Below are 15,108 nucleotides of genomic sequence, written 5' to 3' on the forward strand. Positions count from 1 at the left end.
CCCGGGTACCCACGGTCACATCCGCTCCGGGGCGGAGACGCCGAGCAGGCGCAGCCCGTTGGCGATCACCGTGCGGGTGGCGTCGTTGAGCCAGAGCCGGGCCCGGTGCAGGTCGGTGACCTCCTCGTCACCGCGCGGCAGGATCCGGCAGTTGTCGTAGAACCGGTGGTACGCCCCGGCCAGGTCCTCCAGGTAGCGGGCGACCCGGTGCGGCTCGCGCAGCTCGGCGGCGGCGGCGACCACGGCGGGGAACTCGGCGAGCGCCTTGAGCAGCTCGTTCTCCTTGTCGTGGTCGAGCAGCTCGGGGTGGAACCCGGCCCCGTCGCCCCGGCTCAGGCCGACCTCGGCGGCGTTGCGGCCGACGCTGGCCGTCCGGGCGGCGACGTACTGCACGTAGTAGACCGGGTTGTCGCGGGTGGCCCGGGTCCACAGCTCGACGTCGATGTCGATGGGCGAGTCGCTGGAGTAGCGGGCCAGCGCGTAGCGGGCGGCGTCCACCCCGATCGCGTCGACCAGGTCCTCCAGGGTGACCACGGTGCCCGCCCGCTTGCTCATCCGCAGCGGCACACCGTCGCGGACCAGGTTGACCAGCTGGCCGATGAGGATCTCCAGGTTGACCGCCGGGTCGTCACCGAAGCAGGCGGACATCGCCTTCATCCGCCCGATGTAGCCGTGGTGGTCGGCACCCAGCATGATCACGACCCGCTCGAAGCCGCGCTCCCGCTTGTCGAGGTAGTAGGCGCAGTCGGCGGCGAAGTACGTCCACTCGCCGTTGGACTTGCGCAGCACCCGGTCCTTGTCGTCACCGAAGTCGGTGGTCCGCAGCCAGGTCGCCCCGTCGGCCTCGTACAGGTGGCCCTGCGCGCGCAGCCGGTCCAGGGCGAGGTCCAGCTCGCCCCGGTCGTGCAGGTCCTTCTCGTTGAAGTAGGTGTCGAACTCCACCCCGAAGCCGCGCAGCGAGGACTTGATCTCGGCGAACATCAGCGTGACGCCCTCGACCCGGAACACCTCCTGGGCCTGCGCGTCGGGCAGGTCGAGCACGTCCGGCCGGACCGCCCGGACCTGCTCGGCGATCTCGGCGATGTACGCCCCGCCGTAGCCGTCCTCGGGGGCCGGCTCGCCCTTCGCGGCGCAGAGCAGCGACCGGGCGAACCGGTCGATCTGCGACCCGGCGTCGTTGAAGTAGTACTCGGTGCCGACGTCGGCGCCGGTGGCCCGCAGCAGCCGGCTGAGCGCGTCGCCGACCGCGGCCCAGCGGACCCCGCCGATGTGCACCGGGCCGGTCGGGTTCGCCGAGACGAACTCCAGGTTGATCCGCTGGCCGGCGAGCCGGTCGCTGCGGCCGTACTCCTCGCCGGCCTCGACGATCGCCCGGGCGAGCTGGCCGGCGGCGGCGGCGTCGAGCCGGATGTTGAGGAACCCGGGGCCGGCGATCTCCACCGACTTGATCCCGGCGGCCCGACCGAGCTGGTCGGCCAGCGCGGCGGCCAACTCCCGGGGCGGGACGCCGACCTTCTTGCTGAGCTGGAGGGCCAGCGTCGAGGCGTAGTCGCCGTGGTCGGGGTTGCGCGGTCGCTCCACCGCCGTGTGCGCCGGGAGCGCGGCGGGGTCGAGCCCACGCTCGCGGAAGACGGCGTGGGCTGCGGAGAGGACGACCTCGGCGAGTTCTGCGGGAGTCACCGAACCATGTTATCGGGGGTAGACTCGGGCACTCGGCGGCGACCCTGAGCGTCACCCGGCCCGCCAGATCCCCTGACCGACCGACCTGACGAGGGACGATGAGCATCAGCACCCCGGGCGGCCCGCAGCGCCGTCCGACCGTGGTCAGCACCGGCAAGAAGCCGGCGGCGGGCCGGCCCGCCGCCGGCGCCAGCAAGCCCGGGGCCGCCAAGTCCACGGGCACCCCCCGGCAGACCTCGGGCGGCAAGGGCCCGCGCAAGCCGATCGCCCCGGTGAAGGTGAGCCAGGGCCGGTCCTGGGGCCCGATCGCCCTGTTCGTGGCCGTGGGCGTGCTCGCCGTCTCGATCATCGGTTACGGCGCGTACGCGGCCTTCCAGGGTTCCAAGTCGTGGGAGCAGCGGGCCTCCGAGATCGACGGCATCGTCGACTTCCGGGAGAAGGACCCCAAGCTCGTCCAGGGCGGCCAGCACCAGCAGGGCGCGATCAAGTACGACGTGCTCCCGCCGGTGGCCGGCCCGCACAACCCGGCCTGGCAGAACTGCATGGGCGACGTCTACGACGCCCCGATCGCCAACGAGCACGCGGTGCACAGCCTGGAGCACGGCACGGTCTGGATCACCTACCGTCCCGACCTGCCGGCCGACCAGGTCAGCAAGCTCCGCAGCAAGGTGCAGGGCGTCGAGAAGGCCATGCTCAGCCCGTTCGAGGGGCTGGACAAGCCGATCTCGCTCCAGGCGTGGGGCTACCAGCTCAAGGTCGACAACGCCGACGACAGCCGGATCGACGAGTTCATCAAGACGCTGCGGGTGAACGCCTCGGTCGAGGGCCCGAACGCCAACTGCGGTCAGGGCATCACGGCCACCGGCACCGCCCCGCGCGACAACGTCCCGCAGCAGCAAGAGATGCCCACCCAGTGAGGACGTGGCGATGACCGCTCCCGCGACGACCGACACGCCGCCCGTCGAGCCCCCGGTCACCCCCTCCGGTGACCGGCGGCCCGCCGGCCGTTACGGCGTGCTCGCGCTGACCGCCGCCGTCGTGGTCGGCCTCCTCCTCGGGTACGCCGGTGGCCTGCTCACGCCGACGTTGACCCGGCCGGGCGACAGCTCGCCGGAGGCCGGCTTCGCCCGGGACATGAGCACCCACCACGCCCAGGCGGTGGAGATGGGGCTGATCGTCTTCGACCGGGGCACCGACCCCGAGGTGCGGCAGATCGGCGGCGACATCGCCACCGGCCAGCAGGGCGAGATCGGCACCATGCAGACCTGGCTGCGGTCGTGGGGGCTCGACCCGACCGGCAGCGAGCCCCGGATGGCCTGGATGCCCGACGGGGCCAAGGTCGAGAACGGTCTGATGCCGGGCATGGCGACGCCGGAGGAGATGGCCAAGCTGCGCGTCGCCCAGGGGCGCGAGCTGGACGTCCTCTTCCTCCAGATGATGATCAAGCATCACCTCGGCGGCATCCACATGATCCAGGGCATCCTGGACGCCGGCAGCGACGACGACGTGCTCGCGGTGGCCCAGATCATGAAGAACACCCAGCAGACAGACCTGACCAACCTGCAGAACGCGTTGAAGCGCCTGGGCGGCTGACCCGCCCGACCTCCTGGGAGGCCCGCGTACCGCTCCGGCGGACGCGGGCCTCCGCGCATCCGCCGGACCCCGTGACAGGTTATGGGTGATTTGCATCTTTAGCGTGCTGCGCACCTTTGAGGGTCTACGAGAGGTTTCTACCTACATATCGTGACCAGTTGCGATTAGTGCTCGTTGCGTAGGACGTGGGGGTTGCACTCAGAGACGCGCGGCGCTCGGTCACCAGCTGGTGCCGACGCCACACCATCGGCGGTGACGGAGCGGTGGCAGCCGCCCGTCGCGGACACCGGCAGGGCGAGTCGGGAGCGCTCAGCCGGCAACAGGAACTCGAACTGATCGACGTACTGCGCGGCGTCCACCCCGACGCCTTCGGGCTGGACGAGGAACTCTGGACGCGCCAGAGCCTCGCCGCGCTGATCCAGCGCCGCTTCGACCTGACCATGGACGCCGGCACCGTCGGGGCGTACCTGCGGGCCTGGGGGCTGGGCCCCCGGGAACCGCGCGAGCGGGCCTGCGGGCTCTGCGTCGGCGCGGTCGAACGCTGGGTACGCGGCGAGTACCCGGCCATCACCCGGGCCGCCCAGGAACACGACGCGGAGGTCTACTGGATCGGCCGGGTACGCCTGCGCGGCACCATGCCCGCCGCCGAGGTGATCTCGGCGGTGTCGTCCCGGGGCCGGGTCCGGTTCATGGTCACCACGCCGAGCGTGGACCCGCCGCTCCCCCGGGACTTCGTGTTCCGGCTCAGCGGTGCCGACCAGCACCCGGTGCACCTGATCGTGGACGGCTCCTGGCCCCGCAACGAGTGGCCCCGCCGACTGCCCCGGCGCATCGCCCTGCACCCGCTGCCGAGCTGCGGGCGCACCCTGGCCGCCGCCTGACCAGCCCGGCCCGGCCGCCGGTGACGGCTCGGCGGCCGGCGTGGTCGCTGCGACCAGCCTGCTGATCAGCTCGCGCCGGCCGACGGTGACAGCCAGCCCTGGGTCACCGGTGACGGTCCGCCCGCCGCCGACGGATCGGTGCGGCCACCCCTCGCCCGCCTCGGCGTCACGATCACGCAGGTCAACGGGGAGAACCGAGGGGTCCCGGGTGGCGATTCGGTGATCCCGAAGGGGGTTTGCTACTCTTCTCAGGTCGCTGAGCCCCCGTAGCTCAGGGGATAGAGCACCGCCCTCCGGAGGCGGGGGCGCAGGTTCGAATCCTGCCGGGGGCACCACGGACGACCAGCACTAGAAGGCCGCTGACCAGGGAAAACCCGATCAGCGGCCTTCGTCGTATCTCCGGCCGTCAGCGACCCGTGGCGGGTGTCCGTGCCGTCGGCGTGCCGATCCGAGGCGATGATCCGCTCAATGTCGGCCCTGTTGCGCTGTCGCGGCATCGGGGATGCCGCTACCTCGGCCCACGGGAGTCGATCAAGCCCGGCCGATCCCGAGGCCGGGCGGGCGGCGGGTCAGGGGGATTCGCGGCGGGCCCTGGCGCGGCGTTTTCCCTCGTGCATGGCCTGCACCCGGGGCACCGGGATAGTGCGCCCCTCGGCCACCAGGTCGGCGGGGAGGCGTTGCGGCGCGGGCATCGCCCCGGCCCACGGGTCCCGGTCGCCGAGCACCGCCGGGACGGTCCGCACGGTGAAGTCGCCGGGGCTGATCCGGTCGAGGTCGTCCCAGGCCACCGGGAAGGAGACCGGGAGCCCGGGGCGCATCCGGGGGCTGTACGCGGCGACCACCGTCGCCCCGCCGGCCCGGGTGGGGTCGACGAAGACCCGGCCGCCCCGGTCCTCCCGGATGAAGGCGGTGGTCGCCGCCTGTGGGTCGAGACGCTCGGTGTGCAGGGCGAGCGCCCGGGTCGCGGCGGCCACCTCCTCGGCGGTGGTGTCCGGGTGCACCGGCACGAAGACGTGCAGCCCCTTCGCGCCGCTGGTCTTCACCGCGCCGGCCAGCCCGACGTCGGCGAGCGCCCGGCGGACCGCCCCGGCGACCCGGACCACCGTCGGGAAGGCGTCCCCCTCGGGCGGGTCGAGATCGAGCACGAGGTGGGTGGGCTGCTCGGGGAGGGTCGCGGTGACCAGCGCCGGGTGGTACTCGATGGCCCGCTGGTTGGCGAACCAGAGCAGGGTGCGCCGGTCGTCGCAGAGCGCGTACGACACCTGGCGGTGCGAGGTCTCGGCCCAGATCGCGGTGCGGCGTACCCAGTCGGGGGTGTATTTCGGCAGGTTCTTCTGCATGAACGGCTCCTGCCCGCGCAGCAGCCGGACCACCGACAGCGGCCGGTCGCGCAGGCCGGGCAGGATGCGGTCGCGTACGGCGTCGAGGTAGTCGACCAGGTCCCGCTTGGTCAGATCGCTGCCGGCGAGCAGCGGCTGGCCCAGGTTGGTCAGGCCGACCCCGTCCCGCGTCTCCTCCGCCCCACCCATCCGCCCACCCTCCCGGCCGTACCGGCCCGGCGCAACCCCGACACGGGTCGGCCGCCGGTCCCGTCGTCGGGGTGTCCGTCTGTGACCATGGCACCGGCGGAAGGAGGCACCCTCGTGTCCCGGGAACTCAGCGACGGCCGCACCGGCGGGCAGCAGGACGACGACAGCCACGCCGGCCCGGACCAGCACGGCCACGGCACCGGGAACCAGCACGGCACGGACCGGGACGGCAGGGACCGGGACGGCACGGACCGGCACGGCACGGACCGGCACGACGGGGAGCAGGACGACGACGGGTGTGCCGGCGGGGGACGGGACGGCGACTGCACCCTGCGGGAGGCGCTGGACCGGGTGGGCGGCAAGTGGGCGATCGGCATCCTGTTGGCCGCCTCCCCCGGCCCGGTCCGCTTCTCGGAGCTGACCCGGCAGGTGGAGGGGATCAGCCGCCGGATGCTCACGTTGACGCTGCGCAACCTGGAACGGGACGGCCTGTTGCACCGCCGGGTGCATCCGGGCGTGCCGCCGAGGGTCGAGTACCGGGCCACCCCGATGGCGTTGGAGCTGTACGAGCCGTTGCTGGCGTTGACCGCCTGGGCGCAGCGGCACCGTACGGCGATCAGCGAGGCGCGGGCCGCGTACGACCGGAGGCACGGCCGGGCATGACGGTGCGTCACGGGAGCAACGGGCCCGGCGCTGTGGCGAACGCCACCGACTTTCTCTGACCGATCGGTCAGTGTCTGACCGATCGGTCAGGCATGCTGGAACGCATGATCCGACGCACCCCCCGCACGCACGGCGAGATCCTCGCCGCAGCGGCCCGGCGGTTCGCGGTGACCGGCTACAAGGGCACCTCGTTGCAGGACATCGCCCGCGAGGTGGGCTGCTCCAAGGCGGCGGTGCTCTACCACTTCGCCGGCAAGGAGGCTCTGCTCGCCGAGCTGATGGCGGGACCGATCGCGGTCCTCTGCGAGCTGGACGAGCGGATCTCGACGCTGACCGGCGCGGCGGCGCAACGCGTGGCGGCGGAGGGCTTCGTCGACCTCGCGGTGCGGTTCCGGGGCGAGATCGCGCTGCTGCGCGGGGAGTTCCCGGAACTGCTCGCCCAACCGGCCTTCGCCCACATCCAGCGCATCTCCGAGCGGCTGATCGAGGCGATGACCGGCCCCGACGGCGGGCAGGACGCGCGGGTCGCCGCGCTGGTGCTGCTCGCCGGCATCGCCGAGGGGTGCGGTGCGTTCGCCGACATCCCCGACGAGGAACTGCGCCCCGCCCTGCTGGCCGTCGCCCAGCGGGTGCTCGTCACCCCCGCACCGCCGCCACCACGGCCACCTCTCGACCACCAACACCAGGATTGAGGACAAGGATCTGATGGCGACCCTGCTGTACCGGCTAGGCCGGGCATCGTTGCGCCGCCGGCGACTCGTCGTCGCCGTCTGGCTCGTCGTACTCGTCGGCCTCGGCATCGCCGCCGCCACCCTGAAGGGCCCGACGGCCAGCAACTTCACCATGCCCGGCACCGAGTCGCAGCAGGCGTTGGACCTGCTCGCCGAGCGGTTCCCGGCAGCCAGCGGCGCCACCGGCACCATCGCGGTGAAGGCACCCGCCGACGGCCAGTTGACCACCCCCGACGGGCAGGCCGTGGTCAAGGGGGTCGTCCAGGAGGCGGCCACCCTGCCCGGCGTCATCGGCGCGGTCGACCCGTACCAGTCCCAGGCGATCACCCCCAACGGCCGCTACGCGCTGATCCAGGTGCAGTTCGCCACCGGCGCGGACGACGTCACCGACGACCAGCGGGCGGCGTACGAGAAGGTCGGCGCGCAGGCCGAGGCGCAGGGGTGGCAGATCGCCCCCGGCGGTGAGGTGCTCAACTCCGAGCCGGAGGTCGGCTCGACCGAGGCGCTGGGTGTGCTCGTCGCCGCGATCGTCCTGATCATCACGTTCGGCTCGCTGGTCGCGGCCGGGATGACCATGCTGAACGCGCTGATCGGCGTCGGGGTCGGCATGGCCGGCCTGTTCGCGCTGAGCAGCGTGGTCGAGCTGACCAGCACCGCGCCCATCCTGGCCCTGATGCTCGGCCTGGCGGTCGGCATCGACTACTCGCTGTTCATCACCTCCCGGCACCGGCAGCACCTGCTCGAAGGGCTCACCCCGGAGGAGGCCGTCGGCCGGGCCGTCGGCACCGCCGGTTCCGCCGTGCTCTTCGCCGGCGCCACCGTGGTCATCGCGCTCGCCGGCCTAGCCGTGGTCGGCATCCCGTTCCTCACCGTGATGGGTCTGGCCGCCGCCGGCACGGTCAGCGTCGCGGTGCTGGTGGCGATCACCCTCGCCCCGGCGCTGCTCGGCTTCGCCGGCCGCCGGGTGCTGCCCCGCAAGCTGCGCAACGCCACCCCGGCCACCGGGACCGTCGACGCCACCGGGACCGTCGACGCCGCGCCGGCCGCCGAGGACCGTTCCGGCTTCGGGTTCCGCTGGGCGCGGTGGGTGACCCGGCTGCGCATCCCGGTGATCCTGGTCGGTCTGCTCGGTCTCGGGCTGCTCGCCCTGCCGGCCCAGGACATGCGGATCGCCCTGCCGGACGCCAGCACCGCCCCGGTGGGCAGCCCGGCCCGCACCAGCGCCGACCTGATCCGGGAGGGCTTCGGTCCGGGCTTCACCGGCCGGCTCGCCGTGGTGGTCACCTCGGACTCCCCGCAGGACACCGCCGCGGCCGTGCCGCAGGTCGCCGCGCTGGTCCAGCGTACGGACGGGGTGTTGGCGGTGGCTCCGCCGCAGCTCGACCCGTCCGGGCGGACGGCGCTGATCGGGGTGATCCCGAAGAGTGGGCCGACCGACGCGGCCACCGAGACGCTGGTGCACGACATCCGGGACCGGGTGGGCTCGATCGGCAACGCGGAGGTGCTGCTGACCGGCGTCACCGCGATCGGCATCGACGTGTCCGAGAAGCTGTCCGACGCGATGCCGGTCTACCTGCTGCTCGTGGTGGGGCTGTCGATCCTGCTGCTGATGCTGGTCTTCCGGTCGATCCTGGTGCCGTTGAAGGCCGCGCTGGGCTTCCTGCTCACGGTGGCCGCCACCTTCGGCATCACCGTCGCGGTGTTCCAGCAGGGCCACCTCGCCGGCCTGGTCGGCCTGGACAGCCCGGCCCCGCTGATCAGCTTCCTGCCGATCCTGCTGATCGGCATCCTGTTCGGCCTGGCCATGGACTACGAGGTCTTCCTGGTCTCCCGGATGCGGGAGGACTTCGTGCACGGCGACACGGCCCGGCAGGCCACCATCAACGGGATGGGGCACGGGGCCCGGGTGGTCACCGCCGCCGCGCTGATCATGATCTCGGTCTTCGGCGGCTTCGTCTTCCTCGACGACCCGGTGATCAAGTCGATGGGCTTCGCGCTCGCCGTCGGCGTCGCCATCGACGCCTTCGTGGTCCGGATGACCATCGTCCCCGCCGTGATGTCCCTGCTGAACGCCAGGGCGTGGTGGCTCCCCCGCTGGCTCGACCGGGCCCTGCCCAACGTCGACATCGAGGGCGAAGGTCTCCGCGCCCACCTCGACAAGCAGCCGGTCAACGTCTGACCCTGCCGATCATGGAGTTGTGGTGCCCGGCCCGGGGTTTTCGCCCCGTTCCGTCCGGCACCACAACTCCATGATCCACGCAGCGGACGGGGGTCAGACCCCGGCGGGGTAGGTTTCCAGTTCGCCTACCGTGGGTCGGGTGGGTAGGGGGTGCAGGGCGGTGGAGGCGTCGCACCAGACGAAGGCGTCGTAGCGGTCGGCCAGCCGGCTCGGCACGTAGTTGCCCCAGCGTTCGAAGGTCGGGTCGTAGACCACCCCGATCGCCCGGTGCTCGGCGGTGTCGGTGACCCAGTCGGGCTGGTCGGGGCCGCCGAAGACGAGCACCGCCCGCTCCGGCAGCAACTCGTGCAGCCGCCACTCCACCGAGCCCTCCCGGGCCGGCGGCACCGTCATCACCTCGGCCGGTGAACCCCAGTGCGGGGCGGCGACCACGGTGCCCCGGTAGCCGCCGAAGCCGATCAGCGTGACCGCGTCCCGGCCGAGGCGTTCCCGGGCGAGCTGGCCGATGTTGACCATCCCGTCGCCGGCCATGTCGGTGGCGCGGGCGTCCCCGATGTGGGTGTTGTGCGCCCAGACGATCCCGCGCGACCCCGGGCCGTACCGGGTCAGCAGGCGGTCCAGGGTGTCGGCCATGTGGATGTCGCGCACGTTCCAGGAATCCGGCCCGCCGTGCACCATCGCCCGGTAGTACCGCTCCGCGCCGGCCACCACCTCCGCGTTCTGCCAGGCCGCGAAGGCGTCCGGGCCGTCCGAGGCGACGTGTGCCCGGGTACGCGCCAACAGCCGGATCACCTCCTCCTCGCAGCGCGCCGAGACGAACCGGCTGGCCGCGCCGTACTCCTCGACCCGCCGCCCGTACGGCTCGAAGCACCGGTACGCGTCCTGCGCCGCCTCCATCGACTTCGGGTCCTCCTCGCCGAGGTAGTCGAAGATGGCCTGCATGGACTCCCACAGGCTGTAGACGTCGAGCCCGTGGAAACCGGCCCGCTCCCGCTCCGGGCGCTCCAGGTTCCACGCCCGCAGCCAGCGGCAGAACCGGTCCACCTCGGCGTTGGCCCACATCCAGGTGGGCCAGCGGGTGAACCGGCCCAGCGCGGTACGCGGGTCCTGCGCGCCGCCGGGCGCGCCCACCACCGACCGGTGCACCCGGTCGCAGTCCGGCCAGTCCCCCTCCACCGCCACGAAGTCGAACCCCTGCTCGGCGATGAGGCGTCGGGTGAGCTGCTCACGCAACCGGTAGTAGTCGTAACTGCCGTGCGTCGCCTCGCCGATCATCACCACCCGGGCGTTCCGGGCGCGCTCCAGCAGCGGGTCGAAGTCGCTCGGCGTACCGAGCCGCTGTACCAGCATGGGCGGGGCTACCCGGCAGGGTCGGCGGACAAACCGCCGGCCGGCCCGTGACGGGCGGTGTGTCGCCGGGCGGAACGGGTAGCCGGCGGCATGACCGTCACCGGGATGCAGTTGCAGGAGTACCTGGCCGGGCTCGACTACCCGGTCTCCCGCGAGGACCTGGTCCGCTGGGGTCAGGAGAACGGCGCCAGCACCGAACTGCTCCAGATGCTGCGGGCGCTGCCCGCCGGGCAGTTCGACGACCCGGCCGAGCTGAACGAGGCCCTCGGCACCCTCGCCTGAGCCGCCCCCGCCTGCGCCGCCCCGACCGGTCACCACCGGCGGCCACCGGCGCGACCCGTGGGAGCGTGCAGCAACCGGAACAGCACCAGCCACTGCTCCGGCCAGACCAGCCCGACCGGGGTCGCCGGGTCGAGCCGCGCCGCCCGCAGCGCGCCGTCGACCCGCCGGCCCGGATGGGCCGTGCGCAGCGAGGCCGCGAGCGACCCGCCCGCCCCGCCGAACCCCAGCTCCACCATCCTGCGGTACGCGGGCAGCCCGGCCGGGTCCAGCAGCGCCGCCGGCCGGCGGTCGATCCGCAGGATGCCCCCGTCGACGGCGGGCACCGGCCGGAACGCGGTGCGGGCCACCCGGCCGGACAGCCGCCAGTGGTACTCCGGCCAGGTCAGCACGGTCAGCCGCGTCCACCGGCCGAGGTCACCGGTCCGTTTACGGGCGTACTCCCACTGGGTGAGCAGGGTGGCCGCGCGCAACCGGGGTGCGGCGAGGCACCAGCGGACCACCGCCGCCGTCAGCGACCAGGGAATGTTGCCGACGACGGCGAACGGCTCGTCGGGTGGTGCGGCGGTCAGGAAGTCGGCCTGCCGGTGCTGCACGTGCGGCAGCGTCGCGCACACCGCCGCCAGGGCGGGGACGACGGTCGGGTCGACCTCGTAGGCGATCAGCCGGCCGCACCGCTGCGCCAGCGGCCGGGTCAGCTGGCCACGGCCGGCGCCCACCTCCAGCAGCAGGTCGTCCGGGCCGGTACGGGCCGCCCGGACCATCCGGGTCACGGCGGCCGGGTCGGCGAGGAAGTTCTGGGACAGTACGCGACGGGACCGGTCGCGTGCGGTGGTGCGGTCGGGGCGGGGTGCCACGGGGCTCGTCCTGTCTGTCGCCGCTCGGCGACGGTACGGACAGGCGCAGCACGACACCGGGCCTGTCCGAGCGGATCGGGACTCGGACGACCCTGGAGATCGGCGGGGACGCGACGCGAGGAGAGCGCGGACCGTGACCAGCCACGATGGCGGCCAGACCACGGTGGCGGCCAGACCACGGTGGCGGTCAGGCCGGGGTGGTGCTCGGGTCAGGCGCGGTGGGCGTCCCGGCCGGCCAGGGCCGGACGCCGGACTCGCGGGCGGGCCACCAGGAGGGGGCCCCGCGCGGCCGACGTGACGGCCACGATGATCAGGGCGTGCGTGAACATGGAGGCCACGCTAGTGCACCCCGCGTGTCGCGCAACGGCTTTTCCGCTCCCGTCCGCCGCGGCCCCGGACACCGACGGACGAGCGTCCACTCTGATCACCTCGGGTGACCACGGACGGGGCAGCACCGCACGCACGTCGACATGCCTGGCAGGCATATTCATGCCTGCCAGGCATATCGTCCGTCGTCGCATCCGGGGCCGGCCCGGTCCACGCCGGCCGACCAGGCCGGCCCGGGACACGCCTACAGGTCGACCGGGTCGCGGCGGTCAGGGCCGGAGGTCGACGGTGCGGGCCTCGGCGCGGGCGGTCTGGGCCGCCGCCAGGACGGCCACCACCTCCCGACCGAAGCGGACGTCGCACCGGTGGTCCCGGCCACCCGAGTCGATCTCCGTCAGCAGTTGGTCGACGGCGGTGCCGAACGCGGTAAGCGAGTCGCCGTCGGCGGGCGGGACGACCGCGGTGCCGTTCTCGCCGTAGAAGACGTTGTCCCGGGTCACCGCCGTCGGCGGGGCGTCCAGGGTCAGCGACAGCGCGCTGGTCGCGCCCCCGTCGTGGGTGAGCAGCAGGTGCACCAGCCCGGCGGGGCCGTCCATCGCGGCGACCCGGGTGACCCGGCCGAGCACCGGCAGCACGATCGACAGCGCGTGCGGGCCGATGTCCCACAGCGCGCCCTGCTCCCGCCGCCACCGGGAGCCGCCGTACGGGCTGCCGGTGGCGTAGATCGAGGCGAACTGGGTGACCCGGGCGTGCTGCCAGCCGCCGACCGCGGCGGTGGCGGTGAGGAAGCCGTCGACGTTGGGGTGGAAGCGTTGGGTGAAGAAGACCACCGAGGCCACCCCGGCGGACCGCGCGGCGGCGACCACCCGGTCGGCCTCGTCGAGGCTCAGCGCGAGGGGCTTGTCCAGCAGCAGGTGCCGGCCGGCGGTGGCGGCCCGGACGGCGATCCCGGCCTGCACGTCCGGGGGCAGCGCCACGGCCACCGCGTCGCAGGCGTCGAGCAGGGCGTCGACGTCGTCGAACGCCGGTACGCCGTGCCGGGTGGCCAGCGCGGCGGCCCGGTCGGGGTTGCGCCCCCAGACCCCCACCAGTTCGGCGCGGGGATGGGCGTCCAGCCCGGCGCCGTGGGTGCGCGCCGCCCAGTGGCCGGTGCCGAACAGGCCGAACCGCAGCACGAGGTACCCCCGGTCTCGTCGTCGGCCACGCCCGGTCGCAGCCGTGATCCACGCTAGTCGCCCGCCCCTGTTCGCGCAGCCGACGGCCGCCGACCCGCACCGCCGTCCACCGACCGGGAACCCGGGCCGCCGACCCGGGACCGGGACGACGGTGATTACTACGCCGGTTAGTAGGCTGTGCCGGTGACCGAGACACCTATCGGATGGCGGCGATGACCGGCGCGGCGTCGGCCGGTTCGCCGGTGGGCGGGGTGCTCGCCACCGTGACGATCGGGCTGTCGCTCGTACTCGCGCTGTGGGCCCTGGTGGCGGCGGTCCGGCACCGGCCGCCGGACCTGGTGCAGTCCGTCGGGCTGGGCCTGCTGGAGGTGGCGCTGCTCGCGCTGACCGTGCTGGCCCTGGTCGCCGTCCTCGGGGGTGAGCGGCCGGGCGAGCCCGGCGCCTTCTTCGGCTACCTGGTGACGCTGGTCTGCCTGCCCCCGCTGGCCTGGGTGCTGGCCCGGATGGAACCGACCCGGTGGGGGTCGGCGATCGTCTGCGCGGTCTGCCTGGTCCTGCCGGTGGTCGTGGTCCGGCTGCAACAGACCTGGGAGGTCGTCGGTGGCTGACACCCGGACGGCGCGGCGCGCCACCAACGCGGGGCCGGGGCGGCTGCTGATCGCCGTCTACATCCTGTTCGCCATCGCCGCCACCAGCCGGGCCGGGCTCCAGATCGCCACGAAGTTCGACGAGGCCCCGGTGGCGTACCTGCTCTCGGCGATGGCCGCGCTGATCTACATCGTGGCGGCGGTCGGGCTGGCCCGTGCCGGGCACGCCGGCCGCCGGGTCGCGCTGGCCTGCTGCTCGGTGGAGCTGGTCGGGGTGGTCGGCGTCGGCGTGCTCAGCCTGGTCGACCCTGAGCTGTTCCCCGACGAGACGGTCTGGTCCGGCTTCGGCAGCGGGTACGGCTACATCCCGCTGGTGCTGCCCGTGCTGGGCCTGCTCTGGCTGTGGCGTACCCGCACCGCCGCCGACGCCTGACGCCGCCTGCGACGCCCCGGCCCCCGGTCAGTCCTTCGGGCCGCCCGCGACGTAGATGACCTGGCCGGAGACGAAGGACGCGCCCTCGCTGGCCAGGAACGAGATGGTGTGCGCGACGTCCTCGGGGCGGCCCGGACGGCGGACCGGGATCTCGGCGGCGGCGTGCTTCTGGAGGTCGTCGAAGTCGACCTTCATCCGGGCGGCGGTGGCGGCGGTCATGTCGGTGACGATGAAGCCGGGGGCGACCGCGTTGACCGTCACCCCGAACGGCCCCAGCTCGATCGCGAGGGTCTTGGTGAAGCCCTGGAGGCCGGCCTTGGCCGCCGCGTAGTTGGCCTGGCCCCGGTTGCCCAGCGCCGAGGTGCTGGACAGGTTGACGATCCGGCCGTACTTCCGCTCGACCATGTGCCGCTGGGCGGCCTGGCTGAACAGGAACGCGCCGCGCAGGTGCACCCCCAGCACGGTGTCCCAGTCGGCGTCGGTCATCTTGAACAGCAGGTTGTCCCGCAGCACCCCGGCGTTGTTGACCAGCACGGTCGGCCCGCCCAGCTCGGTGGCGACCCGCTCGACGGCGGCCTCGACCTGGTCGCGGTCGGCGACGTCCGCGCCGACGCCGACGGCCCGGCCGCCGGCGGCGGTGATCGCCTCCACGGTCGGTCCGGTCGCCGCCTGGTCGATGTCGACCACGGCGACGGCCATGCCGTCGGCGGCCAGCCGCCGGGCGGTGGCCGCGCCGATACCGCGTGCGGCTCCGGTGACGATGGCGACGCGGGGCTCCTCCGACATGACTACCTCCCGGTAACTTCTGGCTCGACCGGAGGAGCCTACCCGCCCCGACGCCCAC

Annotated in this window: 14 protein-coding genes, 1 tRNA gene and 1 pseudogene; 10 read left to right on the forward strand and 6 right to left on the reverse strand. The window is 73.4% G+C overall.

The window, feature by feature from the left end; all coding sequences use genetic code 11:
* Positions 1 to 15: 15 nt before the first annotated feature.
* The gene (gene argS / locus FJK98_RS27015; RefSeq protein ID WP_145921473.1) at positions 16 to 1,680 is read right to left on the reverse strand and encodes an arginine--tRNA ligase; all 1,665 of its coding nucleotides are present in this window, start codon (positions 1,678 to 1,680) and stop codon (positions 16 to 18) included.
* Between the two features lie 98 nt (positions 1,681 to 1,778).
* Between argS and FJK98_RS27020 the strand changes: the two genes are divergently transcribed.
* The 4 genes from FJK98_RS27020 (at position 1,779) to FJK98_RS27035 (ending at position 4,489) form a co-directional block, all read left to right on the forward strand.
* Positions 1,779 to 2,597 (forward strand): DUF3105 domain-containing protein, encoded by an 819-nt coding sequence (locus FJK98_RS27020; protein WP_145921474.1) that lies wholly within the window; start codon positions 1,779 to 1,781, stop codon positions 2,595 to 2,597.
* A gap of 10 nt (positions 2,598 to 2,607) precedes the next feature.
* On the forward strand, positions 2,608 to 3,273 hold the full coding sequence (locus FJK98_RS27025) for a DUF305 domain-containing protein (RefSeq protein ID WP_145921475.1): 666 nt from the start codon (positions 2,608 to 2,610) through the stop codon (positions 3,271 to 3,273).
* Positions 3,274 to 3,458: 185 nt separating this feature from the next.
* Positions 3,459 to 4,154, forward strand: a complete 696-nt coding sequence (locus tag FJK98_RS27030; protein ID WP_145921476.1) for a winged helix-turn-helix domain-containing protein — start codon at positions 3,459 to 3,461, stop codon at positions 4,152 to 4,154.
* A 260-nt stretch (positions 4,155 to 4,414) separates the two neighbouring features.
* Positions 4,415 to 4,489 (forward strand) — tRNA-Arg (locus FJK98_RS27035).
* Positions 4,490 to 4,723: 234 nt separating this feature from the next.
* Here FJK98_RS27035 and ligD read toward each other — a convergent pair.
* Positions 4,724 to 5,683: a non-homologous end-joining DNA ligase gene (ligD, locus tag FJK98_RS27040; RefSeq protein WP_145921477.1), complete on the reverse strand. Its 960-nt coding sequence runs from the start codon at positions 5,681 to 5,683 to the stop codon at positions 4,724 to 4,726.
* Between the two features lie 330 nt (positions 5,684 to 6,013).
* On the opposite strand from ligD, the gene FJK98_RS27045 reads away from it, so the two are divergent.
* From FJK98_RS27045 to FJK98_RS27055, 3 genes are all read left to right on the forward strand, one after another.
* Entirely contained in the window at positions 6,014 to 6,346 is a 333-nt protein-coding gene (locus FJK98_RS27045) for a helix-turn-helix domain-containing protein (protein ID WP_145923018.1), read from the forward strand.
* Between the two features lie 104 nt (positions 6,347 to 6,450).
* The gene (locus tag FJK98_RS27050; RefSeq protein WP_145921478.1) at positions 6,451 to 7,038 is read left to right on the forward strand and encodes a TetR/AcrR family transcriptional regulator; all 588 of its coding nucleotides are present in this window, start codon (positions 6,451 to 6,453) and stop codon (positions 7,036 to 7,038) included.
* A gap of 13 nt (positions 7,039 to 7,051) precedes the next feature.
* Positions 7,052 to 9,256, forward strand: coding sequence for an MMPL family transporter (locus FJK98_RS27055; RefSeq protein WP_145921479.1), 2,205 nt, complete (start codon positions 7,052 to 7,054; stop codon positions 9,254 to 9,256).
* A 93-nt stretch (positions 9,257 to 9,349) separates the two neighbouring features.
* Here FJK98_RS27055 and FJK98_RS27060 read toward each other — a convergent pair whose 3' ends face one another.
* A complete protein-coding gene (locus FJK98_RS27060) occupies positions 9,350 to 10,606 on the reverse strand; it encodes an erythromycin esterase family protein (RefSeq protein WP_145921480.1) in 1,257 nt (418 codons plus the stop codon).
* A gap of 90 nt (positions 10,607 to 10,696) precedes the next feature.
* Between FJK98_RS27060 and FJK98_RS27065 the strand changes: the two genes are divergently transcribed.
* The gene (locus FJK98_RS27065; RefSeq protein WP_145921481.1) at positions 10,697 to 10,888 is read left to right on the forward strand and encodes a DUF2795 domain-containing protein; all 192 of its coding nucleotides are present in this window, start codon (positions 10,697 to 10,699) and stop codon (positions 10,886 to 10,888) included.
* A gap of 29 nt (positions 10,889 to 10,917) precedes the next feature.
* Here the strand turns inward: FJK98_RS27065 and erm are convergent, their stop codons facing one another.
* Positions 10,918 to 11,742 carry an ErmE/ErmH/ErmO/ErmR family 23S rRNA (adenine(2058)-N(6))-methyltransferase gene (gene erm / locus FJK98_RS27070; RefSeq protein WP_145921482.1) on the reverse strand — a complete coding sequence of 275 codons (825 nt, stop codon included), beginning with the start codon at positions 11,740 to 11,742 and terminating at the stop codon, positions 10,918 to 10,920.
* Positions 11,743 to 12,338: 596 nt separating this feature from the next.
* On the reverse strand, positions 12,339 to 13,244 hold the full coding sequence (locus FJK98_RS27075) for a Gfo/Idh/MocA family protein (protein WP_145921483.1): 906 nt from the start codon (positions 13,242 to 13,244) through the stop codon (positions 12,339 to 12,341).
* 203 nt (positions 13,245 to 13,447) lie between these two features.
* Between FJK98_RS27075 and FJK98_RS27080 the strand changes: the two genes are divergently transcribed.
* Positions 13,448 to 13,852, forward strand: coding sequence for a hypothetical protein (locus FJK98_RS27080; RefSeq protein ID WP_145921484.1), 405 nt, complete (start codon positions 13,448 to 13,450; stop codon positions 13,850 to 13,852).
* Positions 13,845 to 14,319, forward strand: a pseudogene (locus FJK98_RS27085) (hypothetical protein). The gene FJK98_RS27080 and the pseudogene FJK98_RS27085 overlap by 8 nt, the downstream one beginning before the upstream one ends.
* On the opposite strand, the gene fabG reads toward FJK98_RS27085, so the two are convergent.
* Positions 14,292 to 15,050 (reverse strand): 3-oxoacyl-ACP reductase FabG, encoded by a 759-nt coding sequence (fabG, locus tag FJK98_RS27090; protein WP_145921486.1) that lies wholly within the window; start codon positions 15,048 to 15,050, stop codon positions 14,292 to 14,294. The pseudogene FJK98_RS27085 and the gene fabG overlap by 28 nt on opposite strands.
* Positions 15,051 to 15,108: the final 58 nt, after the last annotated feature.

This window comes from Micromonospora sp. HM134, assembly GCF_007833915.1.
In the GTDB taxonomy this organism is placed as follows: domain Bacteria; phylum Actinomycetota; class Actinomycetes; order Mycobacteriales; family Micromonosporaceae; genus Micromonospora; species Micromonospora wenchangensis.